Source organism: Haematobacter genomosp. 1 (assembly GCF_002196855.1).
GTDB lineage: Bacteria > Pseudomonadota > Alphaproteobacteria > Rhodobacterales > Rhodobacteraceae > Haematobacter.
Genome location: NZ_NIPW01000005.1, coordinates 127,713 through 147,199 on the forward strand (window position 1 = coordinate 127,713; position 19,487 = coordinate 147,199).

At 64.2% G+C, this 19,487-nt stretch carries 16 protein-coding genes; 7 read left to right on the forward strand and 9 right to left on the reverse strand.

Features of this window, described 5'->3' with window-relative positions:
* Positions 1 to 73 precede the first annotated feature (73 nt).
* Positions 74 to 1,009, forward strand: coding sequence for a LysR family transcriptional regulator (locus tag CDV49_RS02735; RefSeq protein WP_088214047.1), 936 nt, complete (start codon positions 74 to 76; stop codon positions 1,007 to 1,009).
* Between the two features lie 158 nt (positions 1,010 to 1,167).
* On the opposite strand, the gene CDV49_RS02740 is transcribed toward CDV49_RS02735, so the two are convergent.
* The gene (locus CDV49_RS02740; RefSeq protein WP_088214048.1) at positions 1,168 to 1,785 is read right to left on the reverse strand and encodes a DUF1345 domain-containing protein; all 618 of its coding nucleotides are present in this window, start codon (positions 1,783 to 1,785) and stop codon (positions 1,168 to 1,170) included.
* Positions 1,786 to 1,825: 40 nt separating this feature from the next.
* Positions 1,826 to 2,275 (reverse strand): NUDIX hydrolase, encoded by a 450-nt coding sequence (locus CDV49_RS02745; protein WP_088214049.1) that lies wholly within the window; start codon positions 2,273 to 2,275, stop codon positions 1,826 to 1,828.
* Positions 2,276 to 2,369: 94 nt separating this feature from the next.
* Here CDV49_RS02745 and CDV49_RS02750 point away from each other — a divergent pair, with 94 nt between their 5' ends.
* Positions 2,370 to 3,092, forward strand: a complete 723-nt coding sequence (locus CDV49_RS02750) for a haloacid dehalogenase type II (RefSeq protein ID WP_088214050.1) — start codon at positions 2,370 to 2,372, stop codon at positions 3,090 to 3,092.
* Between the two features lie 3 nt (positions 3,093 to 3,095).
* Here the strand turns inward: CDV49_RS02750 and betC are convergent, their stop codons facing one another.
* From betC to CDV49_RS02765, 3 genes are all read right to left on the reverse strand, one after another.
* Positions 3,096 to 4,604, reverse strand: a complete 1,509-nt coding sequence (gene betC, locus CDV49_RS02755) for a choline-sulfatase (RefSeq protein ID WP_088214051.1) — start codon at positions 4,602 to 4,604, stop codon at positions 3,096 to 3,098.
* A gap of 12 nt (positions 4,605 to 4,616) precedes the next feature.
* The gene (gene choX, locus CDV49_RS02760) at positions 4,617 to 5,558 is read right to left on the reverse strand and encodes a choline ABC transporter substrate-binding protein (RefSeq protein WP_088214052.1); all 942 of its coding nucleotides are present in this window, start codon (positions 5,556 to 5,558) and stop codon (positions 4,617 to 4,619) included.
* A 76-nt stretch (positions 5,559 to 5,634) separates the two neighbouring features.
* Positions 5,635 to 6,657 carry an LLM class flavin-dependent oxidoreductase gene (locus CDV49_RS02765; RefSeq protein WP_088214053.1) on the reverse strand — a complete coding sequence of 341 codons (1,023 nt, stop codon included), beginning with the start codon at positions 6,655 to 6,657 and terminating at the stop codon, positions 5,635 to 5,637.
* A 100-nt stretch (positions 6,658 to 6,757) separates the two neighbouring features.
* Between CDV49_RS02765 and CDV49_RS02770 the strand changes: the two genes are divergently transcribed.
* The 5 genes from CDV49_RS02770 (at position 6,758) to CDV49_RS02790 (ending at position 13,620) form a co-directional block, all read left to right on the forward strand.
* Positions 6,758 to 8,584 carry an ATP-binding protein gene (locus CDV49_RS02770; RefSeq protein ID WP_088214054.1) on the forward strand — a complete coding sequence of 609 codons (1,827 nt, stop codon included), beginning with the start codon at positions 6,758 to 6,760 and terminating at the stop codon, positions 8,582 to 8,584.
* Positions 8,581 to 9,906, forward strand: a complete 1,326-nt coding sequence (locus tag CDV49_RS02775; protein ID WP_088214055.1) for a sigma-54-dependent transcriptional regulator — start codon at positions 8,581 to 8,583, stop codon at positions 9,904 to 9,906. The genes CDV49_RS02770 and CDV49_RS02775 overlap by 4 nt, the downstream gene beginning before the upstream one ends.
* Before the next feature lie 215 nt (positions 9,907 to 10,121).
* Complete coding sequence (locus CDV49_RS02780; protein WP_088214182.1) at positions 10,122 to 11,072, forward strand: TAXI family TRAP transporter solute-binding subunit; 951 nt, start codon at positions 10,122 to 10,124, stop codon at positions 11,070 to 11,072.
* 29 nt (positions 11,073 to 11,101) lie between these two features.
* A complete protein-coding gene (locus CDV49_RS02785) occupies positions 11,102 to 13,255 on the forward strand; it encodes a TRAP transporter permease (protein ID WP_088214056.1) in 2,154 nt (717 codons plus the stop codon).
* Complete coding sequence (locus CDV49_RS02790; RefSeq protein ID WP_256947206.1) at positions 13,255 to 13,620, forward strand: DUF1850 domain-containing protein; 366 nt, start codon at positions 13,255 to 13,257, stop codon at positions 13,618 to 13,620. Before CDV49_RS02785 ends, CDV49_RS02790 begins: the two co-directional genes overlap by 1 nt.
* Positions 13,621 to 13,657: 37 nt before the next feature.
* Here the strand turns inward: CDV49_RS02790 and CDV49_RS02795 are convergent, their stop codons facing one another.
* The 4 genes from CDV49_RS02795 to CDV49_RS02810 form a co-directional block, all read right to left on the reverse strand.
* Positions 13,658 to 15,274, reverse strand: a complete 1,617-nt coding sequence (locus CDV49_RS02795; RefSeq protein ID WP_088214057.1) for an ABC transporter ATP-binding protein — start codon at positions 15,272 to 15,274, stop codon at positions 13,658 to 13,660.
* Between the two features lies 1 nt (position 15,275).
* Positions 15,276 to 16,394, reverse strand: coding sequence for an ABC transporter permease (locus CDV49_RS02800; protein ID WP_088214058.1), 1,119 nt, complete (start codon positions 16,392 to 16,394; stop codon positions 15,276 to 15,278).
* Positions 16,387 to 17,310 (reverse strand): ABC transporter permease subunit, encoded by a 924-nt coding sequence (locus CDV49_RS02805; protein WP_088214059.1) that lies wholly within the window; start codon positions 17,308 to 17,310, stop codon positions 16,387 to 16,389. Before CDV49_RS02805 ends, CDV49_RS02800 begins: the two co-directional genes overlap by 8 nt.
* A gap of 258 nt (positions 17,311 to 17,568) precedes the next feature.
* A complete protein-coding gene (locus CDV49_RS02810; protein WP_088214060.1) occupies positions 17,569 to 19,146 on the reverse strand; it encodes a peptide ABC transporter substrate-binding protein in 1,578 nt (525 codons plus the stop codon).
* Between the last annotated feature and the right edge of the window lie 341 nt (positions 19,147 to 19,487).

The following is a 19,487-nucleotide window of genomic DNA, read 5'->3' on the forward strand; positions in this document are numbered from 1 at the left end:
CCCGGATTGGAGACGGTGGACCTCTGGCAGCGTTCGCGCTAGAGCAGGGTTCCCCGTCCCAAGCAGAGCCGCCATGCCCGCCCGCACACCGCTCGGCGATATGAATCTGAACCTGCTTCGCACCTTCTGCGCCATTGCGGAGGAGAAAAGCATCACCCGCGCGGCGAAACGGCTGTCGCTCAGCCAGCCGAGCGTGACCGTTGCCCTCCAGAGGCTGGAGGAGCAACTGGGCTGCCAACTCGTGTTCCGCGACAGTCGCCGCTTCGGCCTGACCCTTCGTGGTGAGAAGGTCTATCAGGAATGCGCCGAGATTTTCCGCTGTGTGGACCGGATTTCCGATCTGACGGAGGATCGCAACGCGGAGGAATTCGGTGAACTCCGCCTCCAGACGCTCAGCACCCTCAACTCGACCCTGATCGACGAGGCGATCCGGCTCTATCATCAGCGTTATCCCTCGATCACCTGGATGGTGGATGTTCAGAACAGTCAGGACACGGTTCGTCGCATCACGCAGGAGAAGGCGGGCCTGGGCATCTGCCTCCTGACAAAACCCATCATCACGTTGGACTGCAAACTGCTGTTCCGGGAGGAGTTCGTAGTGTTCTGCGGTGCCGAGCATCCGCTCTACGGGCAAGCGGAAGTCACGGTGCGCGAACTGGCACGCGAACCCTTCATCGCCTTTGAATGTGCAACAGAAGGGTTCGGGTTGGAGCCGATGATCATGCTGCGGGAGGGGCTTGGCCTTGGCAACCGCATCAGCGGGTCCAGCCGCAGTCTGGAGGAGGTGCGCAGGATGATCTCCCTCGGCCTCGGCATCGGCCTTCTGCCCCTGATGAGTGTGGCGGAGGAGGTCGAAAAGGGTCGCCTGTGGCCGCTCCGCATCACGGATCAGCCGTTGGGCGCGGATGTGTTTCTCGTCAGCAACCCCCTTACCCCGCTCACCCCGCCCGAGCGCCGCTTCGTGGAGCTGCTGGACGAGTTGCGCGTCCTTTATCCAGACATGATCTAACAGGCTGCTGAAAAAGTCGGGCACCTGCCCGAGCTTGCGGTGAAAGCCGGAAAATCGGTCCGGTCCGGAGCCAAAGTTGCGGTTTCCGGAGCGCTCTTCAACAATATGGGCAAAGTCTCCGCCTCAGTGTAAACTCAGAATGCTTTTTAGGCAGCCTGCTAAAGCACACCTGCCACGACATTGATCGTCAGTGCGACGACGCCAAGGTTGAAGAAGAACGCCACGATCCCGTGCAGCGTTGCGATGCGACGGAAGCGACGGGTGGTGATCTGGACGTCCGACACTTGAAACGTCATCCCTATCACCAGCGCGAAATAGCAGAAATCGGCGAAGAGCGGGGCTTCATCGCCCGGAAAATCAAGCGCGGGACGACTTTCCTCATCGTAGTACACATGCGCATAATGAAATGCGTAAACGAGATTCCCGAATAGCCAGCTTATCGCCAGCGTGGCGGTGACAAGGGCGAGATCCAGCGCCGTCATCCCCTGCTTGCCCCCCACGAGCAGCGCAAGCGTCACCAGCACCATCAGCAGGATCACCGTCACGGTCAGCGCGAGAAACAGCCGTCCGCCATCGTCACGGGTCTTGCGCGCGCGAAAGGCCTGCTCATCCTCCTCCAGCCAGAGTGGCGCGCAACTTGCGATGAAGACCGCCGCCGCGAGATCGAAGCCGAGGATCAGGGCCTCCGACCAGTCGAGCAGCAGGGCAAGCCCCCCGCAGGCGAGGGCGAGCGTGGCAAAGAAGGCGATGAACCTCGGGTGACGGGGAACGGTCATGATGTCCGCTTGCAAGGGCGCTCAACAGATCATGCCGTGGTCAGCGCGATTGGCAAGCATCTCTCGCTGCCTGCCGGGCCAGGCGCTCCACATCGCGGCTCACGTTGTCCAGCCCCGATATGTCGTCGAGCGCGACCCAGCGGGCCTCCAGCGCATCGTCATCGGCGACCGGCTCACCGGCCACCCAGCGACAGGCTACGGCTACCAGCACATAATGAAAGCGGAGCTTTCCATCCTCACTGCGGTCCAGCGCGTCGAGCACGGTTAGAATGGCGGCGGCAACCCCCGTGACCCCTGTCTCCTCCGTCAGTTCACGTTCCGCAGCGGCAAAGAGTGTCTCCCCCGCCTCGATCCTGCCGCCCGGAAAGCCCCAAAAGCCCTCATCCGGGGGATTGGCGCGCCGCACGAGCAACACCTTGCCCTCCCGAAACACGACGGAAAGCACCGCCGGAACCGGTTTGAGAAGCGCTGTATCAATGCTTGCGGTCATGGCGGAGACGGGTTGTTATGTGCGGATCATGCCGGATGAAGCGCCTGTTGATCGATGCTTGTCAACCGGCAGCGCCAGGGGGGGGTGAAATCGAATGCAGAGCGTAAGGGCCTATGTTTTCGACGTATTCGGTACGCTGGTTGATTGGCGCGGCGGGGTCGCCCGCGATGCGGCGCCGTTTCTTGCCCGGCACGGGGGGGATCCGTCGCAGGCGCAGGCCTTCGCGGATGCGTGGCGCGACCGCTATCAGCCCGCCATGACGGAGGTCCGCGAGGGGCGTCGTCTCTTCACCCGTCTTGACGTGCTGCACCGCGAGAACCTCGCCGCGATCCTGCCGGAGTTCGGGCTGGACCCGGAGGGCCTGACCGCGGAGGAACTGGACACGCTAACCCTTGCCTGGCATCGGCTGGATCCGTGGCCCGACGTGGTACCGGGGCTGACACGGCTGCGCCGCGGGGCGATCATCGCGCCGCTCTCCAACGGCAATATCCGCCTCATGATTGATATCGCCAAGCGCGCGGGTCTTCCGTGGGATGCCATTCTGGGGGCAGAGGCGGCGCAGGCCTACAAGCCGCGCCCGGCGGCCTATCTGCGCACGGCGGAGATCCTGATGCTGCCGCCGGAGCAGGTCTGCCTCGTGGCCGCGCATAACGACGATCTTGCCGCCGCGCGGGCCTGCGGTCTTCGCACCGCCTTCATTCCGCGCCCCCTTGAATACGGGCCCGGGCAAGAGACCGACCTTGCACCAAGCGCCGACTGGGACGTGGTGGCGGAGAGCGTCGAGGATCTGGCCGACCGCATCGGCCGGCCCCGCTGATCGCTATTCCCCCCGAGGGAAGCGCTGAGCCTCCTCCAGAACGTTCAGGTCCATGTGATTGCGCATGTAACGTTCGGAGGCGCGTTGCAACGGCTGAAAATCCCACGGGAAATAAGCGCCGTTTCTCAGAGCCTCGTAAACGATCGTGCGCCGGGCCTGGCTCTCGCGCACTTCCGCGTCGTAGGCGGCAAGGTTCCAGCGGCTCTGCGCCAGCATGGTCAGCCGGTGCAGCGTCTCCGCATGGGCCGGGTCCGCGGCAAGGTCCGTCAGTTCGTTGGGGTCGTTCTGCATGTCGAAAAGCTGGGGCGGATCGGCATCGCAGAGCACGATTTTCCACCGCCCGTCCCGAAGCGCCACCATCGGCGCGACGGAGCCTTCGGCCGCATATTCCATCGGCACCGGCCCCCGGATACCGCCTTTCGCGACCGGCTCGAGGTCCGCGCCATCCGTCCAGGGCGCGATACTGCCAAGGTCGATCCCCGCCAGCCCCGCCAGCGTCGGCAGCACGTCAAGCGTGGAAACCGGCGTCTCCACGCGCCCAGGCACCCACCCCGGTGCGGATACGATGAGCGGCACGCGCGCGGACCCTTCGAAGAAGCTCATCTTGAACCACATTCCCCGCTCTCCCAGCATGTCGCCATGGTCGGAGAGGAAGAGGATGGCCGTATTCTCCGCCATCCGGGTCCGGTCGAGGATGTCCAGAAGTTCCCCTACCTTCTCATCGACATAGGAAATGTTGGCGAAATACCCCTGTCGGGCGTGGGCGATATCGTCGGATGTGATGTCGAAGTGCTGGTAGTCGCAAGCGTTCATCAGCCGCTGGGAGTGCGGGTCCTGATCCGCATAGGGGATCGCAGGCACCGCCGGTTTCAGCGCGGGGCTTCCCTCGTAGAGATCCCAGAACTTCCGTCGGGCGACATAGGGATCATGCGGATGGGTGAAACTCACCGTCAGGCACCAGGGTCTCGCATCGTGACCACGGGCAAGGTCATAGAGCTTCTGCCCCGCAAGAAACGCCACCTCGTCATCATATTCCATCTGGTTGGTGATCTCCGCCACCCCCGCCCCCGTGACGGAGCCGAGGTTGTGATACCACCAGTCGATGCGTTCGCCCGGCCGGGTGTAATCCGGCGTCCAGCCGAAATCGGCGGGATAGATATCCGTGGTCAGCCGCTCCTCGAACCCGTGCATCTGGTCGGGGCCGACGAAATGCATCTTGCCCGAGAGGCATGTATGATAGCCAGCACGCCGAAGGTGATGGGCGAATGTCGGGATGTCGGAGGCGAACTCCGCCGCGTTGTCATACACCCGCGTGCGCCGGGGAAGCTGCCCGGACATGAAGGAGGCCCGCGCCGGCGCGCAGAGCGGACTGGCGGTGTATGTATTCACGAAACGGACGGACCGGTCGGCCAGCGCGCGCAGAATGGGCGCATGGAGGAAGGCGGCCGGCCCATCGGGGAACAGCGTCCCCGCGAACTGGTCCGCCATGACGATCAGGATATTGGGCTGCATCGCGAGCGCGTGTCAGAGAGCCAGAGCCTTGCGCACAGCGGCGAGCCCCGGCTCCCCCGCGCGTGTCATCACCCCTTCCAGCCACGGGCCGAGCGCGTCGGGATTGGCCTTGATCCAGTCGGTCGCTGCGGCCTTCGGGTCGGCATTGTCGTTGAGGATCCGGCCCATGATCTGGTTTTCCATACTCACGTTGAACACGAGATTGGTCAGGAATCGGGCCGCATTCGGACATTCCGCCACCCATGCCTTCCGCGCGAGCGTGAATACCTCGGCCCCGCCATAGTTCGGCCCGAAATACTCATCCCCGCCAGAAAGATAGGTGATATCGAGCGTCTCGTTCATCGGATGGGGCGCCCAGGCGAGAAAGACGGAGAACTTGCCCTGACCGTCATTCCGCGCGACCTGGCTCAGCATAGCCTGCTCACCGGACTCGATGAGCCGCCAGCTCCCCAGCCCGAAATCGTTGGCATCGACCATCTTCTGGATATTCTGGTTCGCCGGCGCGCCCGGTTCGATCCCGTAGATCGTGCTGCCGAACTCGCGCGCATGCGGAGCGAGATCGGAGAAATCCTTCACCCCCGCGTCGGCGGCGGCCTTTGTCACGGCAAGCGTGAACTTCGCGCCTTCGAGATTGCGGGTCAGCACATCGACAGACCCTGCCTGTTCCAGATCGTCGCGGAAATGCTGCTGGGCGGGCATCCAGTTGCCGAGGAAAGCGTCCAGATCCCCGCTCTTCATCGCCTGATATCCCACCGGAACGGAGAGGGTCGAGATGCGCGGCTGATACCCCAGCCCCTCAAGCAGCACGCTCGCCACGGCATTGGTGGAGGTGATGTCCGTCCAGCCCGGATCGGAGAGCCGCACCGTCTGGCAGGCAGCCGGATCTGCGGCCTGCGCGGGAAGCGCCGCCGCAAGGGTCAGGGCGGCGGCAATTGCGGGGGTCATGGAACGCATGATCTGGTATCTCCTCTGTTGACCGGATCTTGCGATGCCCGCGCGCCGGGAGCAACCCCCAGCGCGCGGCAATCCGTCAGCGCCAGCCCAGCTCGGGCGCCACGTGCTTCAGGATCGCTTCCATCACATGCACGTTGTATTCCACGCCGAGCTGGTTCGGCACGGTGAGCAGCAGCGTATCGGCTTCCTGTATCGCCTCATCCTCCGCGAGTTGTCTTGCGAGTTTCACGGGATCCGCCGCATAGCTCCGGCCGAAGATCGCACGGGTCTGCTCGTCGATGAAGCCCACCTGATCCTCGGACTGGTCACCATGGCCGAAATAGGCCCGATCCCGATCATCCGTCAGGGCGAAGATGCTCCGGCTGACGGAGACACGCGGCGTCCGGCTGTGACCGGCCTCCTTCCACGCTTCGCGGAACGCGCGGATCTGCGCGGCCTGCTGCACGTGGAAGGGCTCTCCGGTCTCGTCATCCTTCAAGGTTGAGCTTTGCAGGTTCATCCCCAGTTTCGCCGCCCAGACGGCCGTGGCATTGGAACCCGCACCCCACCAGATGCGGTCGCTGAGGCCCTCCGAATGCGGCTCGACCCGCAACAGGCCCGGCGGATTGGGAAACATGGGGCGCGGGTTCGGCTTGGCAAAGCCGTTTCCCTTCAGCACCTCCAGCAGCACTTCCGTGTGGCGGCGGGCCATGTCGGCGTCGCTCTCCCCCTCCATGGGCTCGTAGCCGAAGTAGCGCCACCCGTCGATCACCTGCTCCGGCGAACCACGGCTGATCCCAAGCTGCAACCTTCCTCCCGCAATCAGATCGGCCGCGCCCGCGTCCTCCGCCATGTAGAGCGGATTTTCATAACGCATGTCGATCACGGCGGTGCCGATGTCGATGCGGCTCGTCCGCGCGCCGACGGCGGCCAGCAGCGGGAAGGGAGAAGCAAGCTGCCGCGCGAAGTGGTGGACGCGGAAATAGGCCCCGTCCGCCCCCAATTCCTCCGCCGCCACGGCAAGGTCGATGGACTGGAGCAGCGCGTCCCCCGCGGAGCGCGTCCCTGATCCCTTGGCAGGGGACCAGTGGCCGAAAGACAGAAATCCGATGCTTTTCATGATGGTGTTCCTTATGTCGGCTCACAGATAGGGAAGATCGCCGCCGCTTTCACCCCGATGCCCGCATGACGTGATGCCACGGCCACGTTAAAGTCGCCCGATGAGCATCATCCCTGCCCCACCTTTCGCCCTGACGATGCCGCGCGCGGGAATGTCCCTCGGCCTCCTGCTGGCGGTTGCCGTTACCCTGGCGGCCACAGGCCTTGCGGGGTGGGAGAGCTACCGGCGGGGTATCGCGGCGCTGGACAGGTCGTTGGCGGACCGCCATTCCATCACAGCAGACGGGCTGACGGCGGAGATCGAGCGGCTGCGCTACCTGCCCCGCATTCTGGGAGAGGACCCCCGGCTTCACGCGCTTCTGGCTGCACCCGGAGACATTCATGCCGTCGCTGCCGCAAACGCCTATCTGAAAGCGGCGCGGGGGGTGACCGGCGCAGACGAGCTGTATCTCGTCGGGTCGGATGGCATTACGCTCGCGGCGTCCAACTGGAACGAGCCGGGCAGCTTTCTGGGCATGAACTACGGCTTCCGTCCCTATTTCCGCGGTGCCCTGAAGGCCGGCACGGCTCAGTATTATGCCGTGGGCGTCACGACCGGGCGACCGGGCGCGTTTCTCTCCGCCCGGATTGACGCCGTGACAACGGGCGTTGCGGTGGCCAAGATGGAACTCGGTGCGCTGGAGATCGCCTGGGCGCGGGCAGGAGAGCTGACGGCGGTGGCCGATCCGGACGGCATGGTGTTTCTTGCCTCCCAACCCGCCTGGCGGTTCCGCCCGCTCTCTCCCCTGGGGCCTGAGAATATCTCGCGGATCGAGGCTGAGCGGCGCTATCCCTCCACCCTTCTGTCACGGGCCGAGCCGCTGCCCATTGACGGCCTTTCGCTCTCTCATCCCGAAGCAGGCGTCCTGCGCATCCACACCGGGCCCGTGCGAGGGACGGACTGGACCCTTCTCGTCGCGCTGCCGACGGAGGAGGCGCGGCGCACCGCCCTGCTGACTGCCCTGGTTACGGGAAGCCTTGGCGCGCTCCTCTCCGCCGGAATGGTTGCACTTGCGCAACGGCGGCAGATCATGCGCATCCGGCTCCGGCAGGCAGCGGACTTGGAGGAGCGTGTTCAGGCCCGGACGCGCGAGCTTGCCGCCGAAGTGGAGGAACGCCGCCGCGCGGAGGAGGAGCTGCTGCAGACCCATGAGCGGCTCGTCCACGCCGCGAAGCTGGCCGTTCTCGGGCGCATGTCCACGGCGATCGTGCATGAGATCGGACAGTCGCTCTCGGCGCTCGACAACAACCTCGCCGCTGCCCAGGCGCATGGCGATGCGGGGCGGCGTGAGCGGCTGGCTGCCGCTCTGGGCCGGTCGCGGGGAATGGTCGGGCGTCTTCAGGGGGTCGTCTCCCGCCTGCGGAGCTTCGGGCGGCGGCAGGTATCCGTTACGCCCGAAACTGTGCCGCTGGCGCCCGTGCTGGCCACGGCCGTTGAGATCGTGACACCCCGCGCGCGGGAGCTTGGGGTGCAGTTCGCGTTGCCCGACGACCCCATGCCATCGGTGCGGGGCGATGGCCCGCGGCTTGAACAGGTGCTGACCAACCTGTTGCTGAACGCGATAGATGCAACGGGCCGCACCCCCCCGCCGCGCCGGGTCAGCCTTTCCACCACCCGCACTGGCGAGGGCGTGCTTATCGAGATCGCCGATACCGGCCCGGGCCTGCCGCCCGGAGCCGAGGGGCTGATCGAGCCATTCGTCACCGGCGATCCGGGGCAGATCGGCGGACAGGGGCTTGGCCTCGGCCTGTCCATCGTGCAATCCCTGCTGGAGCAGATGCAGGGCGAGCTTCTGCTTGCCAACGACCCGGACGGCACGGGGGGGCTGGTGACCATCCGCCTGCCGGCCGCCGATCCGGGAGAGCCGGAGGAAGGAGAGCGGGGATGACGCGCGGTCACGTGGCCTTCGTGGACGATGAGGCGGAGCTGTGCGCCGCCGTCGCCGACTGGCTGGAGACATCGGGCTTCACCGTCGAGACATGGACGGACCCGCTCCGCGCCCTGGAGGAGATCGACCTCGCCCGGACCGATGCCGTCATCACCGATCTGCGGATGCCCGGTCTGACCGGCGACGCGCTGCTGGCCGCGCTGCGCGCGCGGGAGCCGGATCTGCCCGTCGTGCTGATGTCAGCCCATGCCGACATCCCCCTGGCGGTGGCCGCCATGCGGGACGGGGCGCATGACTTCATAGAGAAACCCTGCGGCGCCGAATATCTCGCGGCGGTGACGCAGCGCGCGGTGGAGTGGCGTCTTCTCCGGCGGGAACTCGTTCAACTCCGCGCGCCGCAGAGCCAGCGCCGGGTGGTCGAACAACGGCTGATCGGTCGTTCGCCGCAGGTGGCGCATCTGCGCGACATGGCCCTGCGCCTCGCCGATGTGCCTGTGGACGTGCTTCTGCAGGGGGAGCCGGGCACCGGGAGAGAGGATTTCGCGCGTCTGGTCCACGACCTGTCGCCTCGCGCGCGGCGGCCCTTCGTCGCGCTGGATTGTGCGGCCATACCCGAAGCGGCGCTGGAGGCGGAACTGTTCGGACAAGAACGCGGGGGCAATCCGCCCACCGCACGACAGGGGCGGTTTGAATTCGCCAATGGCGGTGCGATCTTTCTGAGCGAGGTGGAGGCGCTTTCACCCGCCTTGCAGGCTCGGCTCGCGCGGTTCCTTCAGGACAGAACCTTCACCCGCATGGGCGACAACGTTTCCCGGCCCGTGGACGTGCGCCTCGTCGCCGCGACATCCCTGGACCTGTCCGCGTTGCTGGAGCGTGGCCAGTTTCGCCGCGATCTCTATTTCCGCCTTACCACGGCGGAGGTCCATCTCCCCTCTCTGGCAGAGCGGACCGAGGACATACCACTTCTCTACGCCCATTATCTGATGGAGGCCGCGCGCCGTTTCCGCAGGCCAGAGCCCACGCCGGGCCCGGTGGATCTGGAGACGCTGGCAGCGCGAAGCTGGCCCGGCAATCTGTCGCAGCTTCAGGCCGTCGCTGAACGCCATGTGCTCGGCCTCCGGGCCGGAAACGCGCCGGCGGCGGAACGTGAGATGGATGCCGGACTGCCGCTCGCGCAGAAAGTCGCGGAATTCGAAGCCTCTCTCATCATAGAGGCTCTGGCCCAGGCCGGCGGTTCGTCCGCAGGCGCCGCAGAACGGCTGGGCCTGCCCCGCCGCACGCTCAACGAAAAGATCGCCCGGTATGGCTTGCGAGAACGATGAGCGGGGCGGATTCTTGCCCGCACTCATCCGGCTGGCAAGAATCCGCCAGGATCACGCCAGACATTCCCAACAATAATCATGAATAATACAATTACTTATCAAGTATATACGTTTCATTTCTAATCCAACGGATTATTCCTCAGAAAACACTTCTTCCGCAATTCATTCCCTTCCACTCTCAGTGGATCACATTTGGGGGAGGAACCAGAATGTCCATGATGTCCCGTTTCGTCGCGGGCGCCGCTTTTGGCGTTGCGAGCCTTGGTCTGACTGCACCGGTTGCCAAGGCGGAGTTCATCAACGTGCTTACAGGAGGCACTTCGGGGGTCTATTATCCGCTCGGCGTCGCTCTGTCGGAGCTTTATGCCGCCGGCATCGACGGCGCGCGCACGCAGGTACAGGCCACCAAGGCTTCCGTCGAAAACCTGAACCTCCTTTCCGCGGGCCGTGGTGAAGTGGCCTTCGCGCTCGGTGATTCCGTGGTTGCCGGGTGGAAAGGTGACAAGGATGCAGGCTTCAAGGCGGAATTGACGAACCTGCGCGCGATCGGCGGTATCTACAACAATTACATTCAGATCGTAGCCGAGAAATCATCCGGGATTTCCTCGCTCGAAGACCTGAAGGGCAAGACCATTTCGGTCGGCGCGCCCGCGTCGGGCACGGAGCTTAACGCGCGCGAGATCTTCAAGGCTGCGGACATGTCCTATGACGACATGGGCCGCGTGGAGTTCCTGCCGTTCTCCGAATCCGCCGAGCTCATCAAGAACCGCCAGCTCCAATCCACCCTTCAGTCTGCCGGGCTGGGCGCGGCTTTCATCAAGGACCTCGCGACCACCCATGACATCACCATCGTCGCCATTCCGGCGGAGGTGGTCGAAAAGATCGGCCCGCCCTACATCGCGACCGTCATCCCCGCCGGCACCTACGACGGTCAGGACGCGGACGTGCCGACAGCGGCGGTTACCAATATTCTGGTGACGTCCGACAAGGTTTCAGACGAAACGGTCTATGCGATGACCAAGCTGATGTTTGAGAACATCGACAAGCTGAAAGCCGCACATTCCGCGGCGGCCGCCCTCGATCCGGCGAAGGCGGTGAAGGATCTGCCGATCCCGCTCCACCCGGGTGCCGAGAAATACTACCGCGAAATCGGCGTCCTGAACTGACCTCCGACGCATGACCATCTGGCGAGGGGATGGGCACATCTCCTCCGCCATTGCATTTGAAGGAGCGCTCCGTGACAGATGTTTCCGCAGCACCGCCCGCCCAGCATACCGCAGAGGAGCAGATCGAGGGACTCCCCGCCGGTTTTGGGGAGGGTATTCCCGGCAAGATCGCCTATGGCATCGCCCTCGTATTCTCCCTCTTTCAAATCTGGGTGGCGATGTACGGCACGCTGCCCAGCCAGATCGTCCGGGCGATGCATGTGGGTTTTCTGCTGCTGCTGGGCTTCGTGCTCATCGGCAACCTGCTGACAAAGACACCGATGGCGCGGCGCGCATACTGGCTGCTCGGTGCCGTCGGTTTCTGCACCGGCCTTTATAACTGGGTCTTTTACCGCGACATCATCATGCGGTCCAACTTCCTCACGCCCATGGACCTGACGATGGGGGTGATCCTTCTTGTGCTGGTGTTCTGGCTGGCACGGCGTCTGATGGGCTGGCCGCTTTTCATCATCGCCTGTCTGTTCCTGAGCTATTGCGCCTTCGGACAGCATCTGCCCGGTGTCTTCGGCCATCGCGGTTATGACTGGGAAATCCTGATCGAGCATTTCGCCTTTGGTACCGAAGGCATCTACGGCTCGCCGATCTACGTGTCTTCGGCCTATATCTTCATCTTCGTGGTCTTTGCGGCCTTCCTTGAACGGGCAGGAATGCTCGATCTGTTCAACGACGTGGCACTTGGGCTGGTCGGCCACTGGCGGGGCGGTGCGGCACAGGTGTGCACGCTCTCCTCGGCGTTGATGGGCACCGTCTCCGGCTCCGGCGTCGCCAACGTAGTGGCCTCGGGTCAGTTCACCATTCCGCTGATGAAGAAATTCGGTTTCCGATCGTCCTTCGCGGGCGGGGTCGAGGCGACATCCTCCATGGGCGGGCAGATCATGCCGCCGATCATGGGCGCGGTGGCCTTCATCATGGCGGAGACGCTCAATGTCCCCTATGGCGACATCGTTCGCGCCGCGTTGATCCCCGCGGCGATGTATTTCGGCACCTGCTTCTGGACGGTGTATCTGGAGGCCGGCAAGCACAAGCTGATGGGCCTGCCCAAGGAAGAGCTTCCCAACCCGTGGCAGGCGATCAAGAAACAATGGGGCCTGCTCATTCCCCTCGGCGCCCTCGTCTATCTTTTGTTCTCTGACTATACGCCGATCTTCGCAGGCTCCATGGGGCTGGCATTGGTGGTTGTGCTCATCCTCGGCACGGCCATCGCGGCGACCATAGGGCCCTTCGCCTTCCGGATGGCGTTCTGGATTGCCGTCGGAATCGCTTCCGCGGCCTTCCTGAAATATGGCGTCAACCTGCTCATGCTGGTGATCGGCACGCTGCTCATCGCCTGTTTCGTGCTGAAGGGCGCGCGGGGGGCACTGGTCATCATCAGGGATTCGCTGGCCCTCGGCGCGCGGAACGCGCTGCCGGTGGCGGCGGCCTGTGCGATCGTCGGCATCGTCATCGGCACGCTGACGCTGACCGGCATCGCCTCCACCTTCATCGGCGCCGTGCTGAAGATCGGGGAGCACAACCTGTTCCTGTCGCTCGTGCTCGTGATGATCACCTGCCTCATCCTTGGCATGGGGATACCGACGATCCCGAACTACATCATCACCTCCTCCCTTGCCGGTCCGGCGCTGGAGCAGCTTGGCGTCCCGCTGATCGTCAGCCACATGTTCGTGTTCTACTTCGGCATCATGGCCGACCTGACGCCTCCCGTCGCGCTTGCGTGTTTTGCAGCGGCGCCGATGGCCAAGACCTCGGGGCTGAAGATCTCCATCGACGCCACGAAACTTGCCATCGCCGGTTTCATCATGCCGTTCATCGCGGTCTATTCGCCCGCGCTCATGTTGCAGGATCCCTACCCCGGCTCCTTCTTCGCCGAAACCTTCGGTTACTGGGCGGAGGTTCTGTTCGTCACCTTCAAAGCGGCGGTGGCAGTGGCGCTCTGGGGGGTCGCGGTGGTGGGCTTCCTGTTCATGCGGGCGCAGTGGTGGGAGCGTCTGCTTGCCTTCGGTGGCGGCGTGCTGCTCGTGTTGCCGACGGTGGAGACAGATGTGGCCGGTCTCGTCATCGCTGCGGCGGTGGTGATCGTGCAGCGTCTTCGCGTCGCACGGTCGGGCGATCGGGCCATCGCCTGATGCTTTGCGTGGCCGTAGCCGGAGCGGTACTCGCCCTTGCCACGGACCACTTCACCTTGAGCTGGACCCATTCCGTTGCCCGCACCCGCTGGACCGAGCGATGGGAAGTCACGGAAACCACCCTCCGCCCTGTCGAGGCGGAGGTGCAGGGGCCGGGGGCGGGCATGGAAATCCCGGACGATGCTGTGCGCACCGCGCAGGGCTGGCGCTACACCCCCCACGTACCGGCCCAACGGGAGGTGGTGCTCGCCGCCTCCGGCGAGACACCCGGCGGCTGGATGCTCTGCGCGCTGGGGGAGTGCCACGAACTGGGGCGGCAGGCGGGGCCGCCGCTTCGCCTGTGGGCGGCGGCCGACTGCGGCTGAACGTGCTTCAGGCCGTTGTGGTTCGAGCCGTCATGGTTCAGGCCGTCTGCGCCTCCTCCCGGAACCGCTTGGTGGAAAGCGCAGCCTCCATCAGATTTCGCGTGTAGTCCTGTTGCGGCGCGTCGAAAACTGCCTCCGTCGGACCTTCCTCCACCACCTCGCCGTCCTTCATGACGAGGATGTAATCCGCCACCGCCCGCACCACGGCAAGATCATGGCTGATAAAGAAGTACGACAGGTCGTGCTTCTGCTGGAGATCAAGCAGCAGCATGACGATCTGTTTCTGGACGGACCTGTCAAGCGCGCTCGTCGGCTCATCCAGAACGATGACGCGCGGGCGCAGGATCATGGTCCGCGCAATGGCGATCCGCTGCCGTTGTCCGCCAGAGAATTCGTGCGGATAGCGGTTGCGCATGGCGGGATCGAGGCCGACCTCCGTCAGTGCTTCGATCGCACGGCGTCTGCGGTCCGCAGCGGAGAGTTGGGGTTCATGGATCAGCAGGCCCTCGGTGACGATCTGGCCGACGGTCATGCGGGGCGACAGGGAGCCGAACGGATCCTGAAACACCAGCTGCAGTTCCCGCCGGTAGGGACGCATCTCTTCCACCGTGCGGGGGAGTTCCTTGCCCAGCCATGCAATCCGCCCCTCGCTCTCCACCAGCCTAAGGAGCGCGCGGCCCAGCGTGGACTTGCCCGAACCGGATTCTCCCACCACCCCGATGGTCTGCCCTTCTCGCAGCGCGACGGAGATGCCCCGAACCGCATGCACGAGATGCGGCTTCGCCAGCAGACCGCCGCCGCTGGAAAAGGTCACCTGCACGTCCTCGCCGCTCAACAGCACCGGAGCGGAGCCGGAGGGCGGAAGCTTCTGCACGTCGGGTTCCGCATCCAGCAGCATCCGCGTGTAGGGATGGCGGGGGGCGGTGAAAACCGCCTCGGCCGTGCCATCCTCCACCACTTCACCCTGCCGCATCACCGCCACGTGGTCTGCAAAGCGGCGCACGATGCCCAGATCATGGGTGATGAAGATGATCGCCATGCCCAGACGCCGCTGCAAATCCGCCAGCAACTCCAGGATCTGTGCCTGGATGGTCACGTCGAGCGCCGTGGTCGGTTCGTCCGCGATGAGGATGTCGGGATCGTTGGCCAGCGCCATCGCGATCATCACACGCTGCCGCTGACCGCCCGAAAGCTCATGCGGATAGCTGTCAATGCGCCGCTCCGGCTCCGGTATGCCGACAAGCCGCAGCAGTTCGAGAATCCGCGGCCGCGCGGCGCGGCGAGACAGGCCGCCATGGTATTTCAGCGGCTCCGCGAGCTGATCCCCGATCCTGTAGAGCGGGTCGAGCGAGGTCATCGGCTCCTGAAAGATCATGGTGATCTTGGCGCCGCGGATCCGGTTCAACTCCCGGTCGGGCAGGTTCAGGATCTCCCGCCCGCGATAGCGGACGCTGCCGCTCGCCGCCCCGTTTGCCGCGAGCAGGCCCATGAGCGCCATCGTGGTCTGGCTCTTGCCCGAACCGGACTCCCCGACGATGGCCAGTGTCTCGCCCGATTTCAGATCGAAGTTCACGCCCTTCACCGCCGCGACGGGGCCATCGTTGGTCTGGAATGTCACGCGAAGATCACGGACCGAAAGGATGGTTTCGGACATGTCAGCGCTCCTTCGGATCGAGACTGTCGCGCAGCCCGTCGCCGAGGAAGTTCAGCGCAAACAGGATGGCGGTAAGGGTGAGCGCCGGGCCGAAAAGCTGCCACGGCGCACCCCGCATGTTGGCGGCGCCTTCCGAGATCAGCAGCCCCAGCGAAGTCATCGGATCCTGTACGCCGAGGCCGAGGAAGGAGAGCAGGCTCTCCGCCAGAATGGCCTTCGGAACGAGCAGCGTCACAAAAACGATGACCGGCCCAAGCGCGTTCGGGATGATGTGCCGCTTGAGGATCCCCGCCTTGGTGGCACCCATCGCTTCTGCCGCCTGCACGAATTCCCGACGCTTGAGGCTCAGCGTCTGCCCCCGCACGATCCGCGCCATATCCAGCCATTCCGTCGCGCCGATGGCGATGAAAATGATGACGAGGCTCCGTCCGAAGAACACCAGCAGCAGGATGACAAAGAAGATGAAGGGCAGCGAATAGAGGATGTCCACGATCCGCATCATCACGTTGTCCACCCGCCCGCCCAGATAGCCGGAGATGGAGCCATAGGTCACGCCCACCACCAGCGCCATGCCGGAGGCGAGTAACCCGATGGCGAGCGAGATCCTGACCCCGATAAGAATACGGGAGAGCATGTCACGCCCGAGGTTGTCGGTGCCCAGGAAGAAGTAGCTCCGCTCGACATGTGCGGAGAGCGTGCCGCTCAACCCGTCTTCCGCCAGTGTGAGTTCAGGGTTGGTGAACAGGTCCGAGCGCTGGAAATAGCGCAGCACACGCTCGTCGATCGGCGTGGTCGCCGTCAGTTCCACCGAGACCGTGCCGCCAGAAAGCTCCGGTGTGCCCTCGATCCGCGCGCGGCTCATCAACCCCTCAAAGGCGGGCAGGATCGCGTCGGCGCGCGGATAGGCCTCGAGGCTCGGCGGTACGCGCACGTAGTTCTGATAGATCTGCGTATAGGAATGCGGCGAGAGCATCGGCCCGAAAATCCCCGCGAGGGCAAGGAAGATCAGCACGAAGAGGCTCGCCACGGCCGTCCGGTTCTTGCGAAGCCGCAACCAGGCGTCCTGCCAGAGCGACCGGCTCGTCGTTGCCGGTGCCAGGTTCATGTCTGTGTCAGTCATAGCGCACCCTCGGGTCGAGCCAGGCATAGGCGAGATCGACAAGCAGGTTGAAGATCACCACAAAGACCGCGATGACCACCACCGTCCCCATGACGAGCGTGTAGTCCCGCCCGAGTGCACCCTGAACGAAATAGCGTCCGATGCCGGGCAGGCCGAAGATCGTCTCCACCACAACCGATCCGGTGAGCAGGCTCGCCGCCGCCGGGCCGAGGTAGCTCACCGTGGGCAACATCGCGGCACGAAGGGCATGAACCCCGACGACGATCCGGGTCGGCAGGCCATAGGCGCGCGCCGTCCTGACGTGGTTTGCACGGAGGGCCTCGACCGTCGCCCCCCGCACCAGTCGCGCGATCACCGCCACCTGCGGCAGCGCGAGCGTGGCGACCGGCAGCACCCAGTATGCCGGGTTGGCACCGCTCCAGCCGCCGGCGGGAAGGATGCCGAGGATCACGCCGAACAGCAGGCTGAGCAACGGCGCCACCACGAAGGTCGGCGTCGTGATCCCGAGCGTTGCCACCGCCACGATGCCGTTGTCGAGCCACGAATTCTGACGGAGCGCCGCGATCGCGCCCAGAAACGTCCCGAGCACCGCCGCGGTGCTGAGCGCCAGCGATCCCAGCAGGATGGAAACGGGCAACCCTTGCGCGAACAGATCGTTCACCGTAAAATCACGGCGTGTGAAGCTCGGCCCGAGATCGCCGCGCAACAGATTGCCGAGATAATTAAGATATTGCTGCCAGAGCGGCGCATCGAGATTGTAGGCGCGCTGAAGGTTTGCGAGTATCAGCGGGTCGAGCGGACGTTCCAGATCGAACGGTCCCCCCGGAGCGATACGGATCGCGAAGAAGGTGAGCGTGACGATGATGAAAATCGTCGGCACCGCACTCACGACCCGGCGCAGGGTATATCCGAGCATCGGTTGGTTTCCCGAGAGAACGGGACGGACCCCGCAGGGCCGCCCTGAAGCAGAAGTCAGCCCGAACCGCTGCGGTCCATCGCTGACGCGAAAGAAAGAGGAAGGCGTGCCGTCCAGAGAATCGCTGCGACCGGGCCTGACCCGGAGAACGGCAGCCTCTCTGGAGGCTGCCGATGTCATATGCCGGAAGCAGCGTCAATCCGCACCGACGTCGCACATGGACACCGGTGGAACGGGACGGAGACCGCCCCATCCGGGTCAGTTGACCGACATCCAGCGCGTCGGATGCTTGTCCATCAGGTTGTCGTCATACCCGCCGACCTTGGTGGAAACCAGCGCCCGGGAGGAGTAGGAGAGGATCGGAATGACCGGAAGCTGGTCGAGCAAAAGCGTCTCTGCCTCGGCCAGCACCTTGGCCCGCTCCCCAAGGTCTAGCGTCTCCGCCGCCTTGTTCATCAGCGCGTCATATTCCGGGCTTTTCCAGCGCGAATAGTTGAACGGCGTGTTCCCCATGTTGATCATGAGGAAGTTCTGCGGGTCGTTGTAGTCCCCGATCCAGCCCGCGCGCGAGATGTCGAAAGGCCCATCCTCCCGCATGTAGTTGAAGTAGGTCGTCCCCTCGACCTCGTTCAGCCGCGCATTGATGTCGATGTTCTTCAGCATGTCGGCGATTGCCGCCATCGTGTTCTTGTTGTTCTCGGACGTGTTGTAGCGAAGCTCCACCGTCAGGCTGCCGGGCGCCACGCCCGCCTCTTCCAGCAGTTTCTTCGCCTCATCCTCGCGGTCGAACAGGTCTTCGCTTGCGTAATCCACCGTGACACCGCCATCGACATAGTTGGCGATGCCGGGGGGAACAAAGGCGTAGCTCGGCAGCATGGTCTTGGCCCAGACCTCATTGGCAAGGAAATCGCGGTCGATGGCCATGGAGATCGCCTTGCGGACGCGCGCATCCTTCAGCGGGCTTCCCTCCGCACCCTTCACCGGCAGATAATAGACCCCGAGATAGGGCGCGATGCGCAGTTCCTGCGTCAGGTTCTTCTGCACATAATCCATCTGTTCCGCGGGCACGTCGGAGCAGATCTGCACTTCTCCCGCCTCGAAACGGCGGATGCAGGAGGAGCGGTCCTCGAAGGGGATGTAATTGATCCGGTCAACCCTGACATTGCCCGCGTCGTAGTAGCCGGGGTTTTTCTCCATCACGAGTTGCGCATTCGGGGTAAAGCTGGCCAGTCTGAACGCGCCGTTGCTCACCAGATTGCCGGGGCGGGTGAACTGGTTGCCAAGCTCCTCAACCGATTTGCGGTGCAGCGGGAGCGCGGTCTGATGGGTCAGCAGCTCAAGAAAATAAGGCGTCGGTGCCTCGAGCGTGATCTCCAGCGTCTTCGGATCGATGACCTTCACGCCAAGCTGATCGAGCGGCATCTTCCCGCCCGCCACCATTTCGGCGTTCTTGATCGGGAACAGGATGGAAGCGTAGCCCGCCGCAGTCTGGGGATCCATGATCCGGTGATAGGCGAAGGAGAAGTCGTCCGCCGTGACAGGATCGCCGTTCGACCATTTCGAGTCGCGCAGATGGAATGTGTAGGTCAGCCCGTCCTCGGAGATGTCCCAACGCTCCGCCATGCCCGGTACCGCCTCGCCTGCGGTGTTGAAGGCGAGAAGCCCCTCGAACAGGTCCAGAAGCACATTGCTCTCCGAGACCGTAGAGGTCTGATGCGGGTCGAGCGATGACGGATCGGTGTCATTGCCGCGGTTCAGCACCATCTGCGCCGAGGCAGCCCCTGCCCCCAACACCAGCGCGAGCGCCGAAGCAGCCAGAAGATCACGCGTGGACATGTTTCTCTCCCTGTTTGGAAATTGGTTCCGGAAAACCGTCATGAGCGCGATTTCTGTGTTCAGAAGCCTGCTCCGTCAAGCGACAGCGTTCCCCCCTACACCCCAGACTATCCCAAGGTGACGTGGCAAAACAGCGCGTATCCGCACCTTGCCGCGGGATTTTAGCTGGCTGCACGGGCTTGCCTCTCACGGAATTTCTGACGGACCGGGTCGGCAAGAGGCTCTGCACGACGAGGTATCCTTGCGGGTCAACTGCGGATCTTTCATCCTTGCCGCAACCTGGGGGTGATCTGACCGGGCGTTTTGACGCAACCGGCACGATTTTACTTTACCATTCGCAA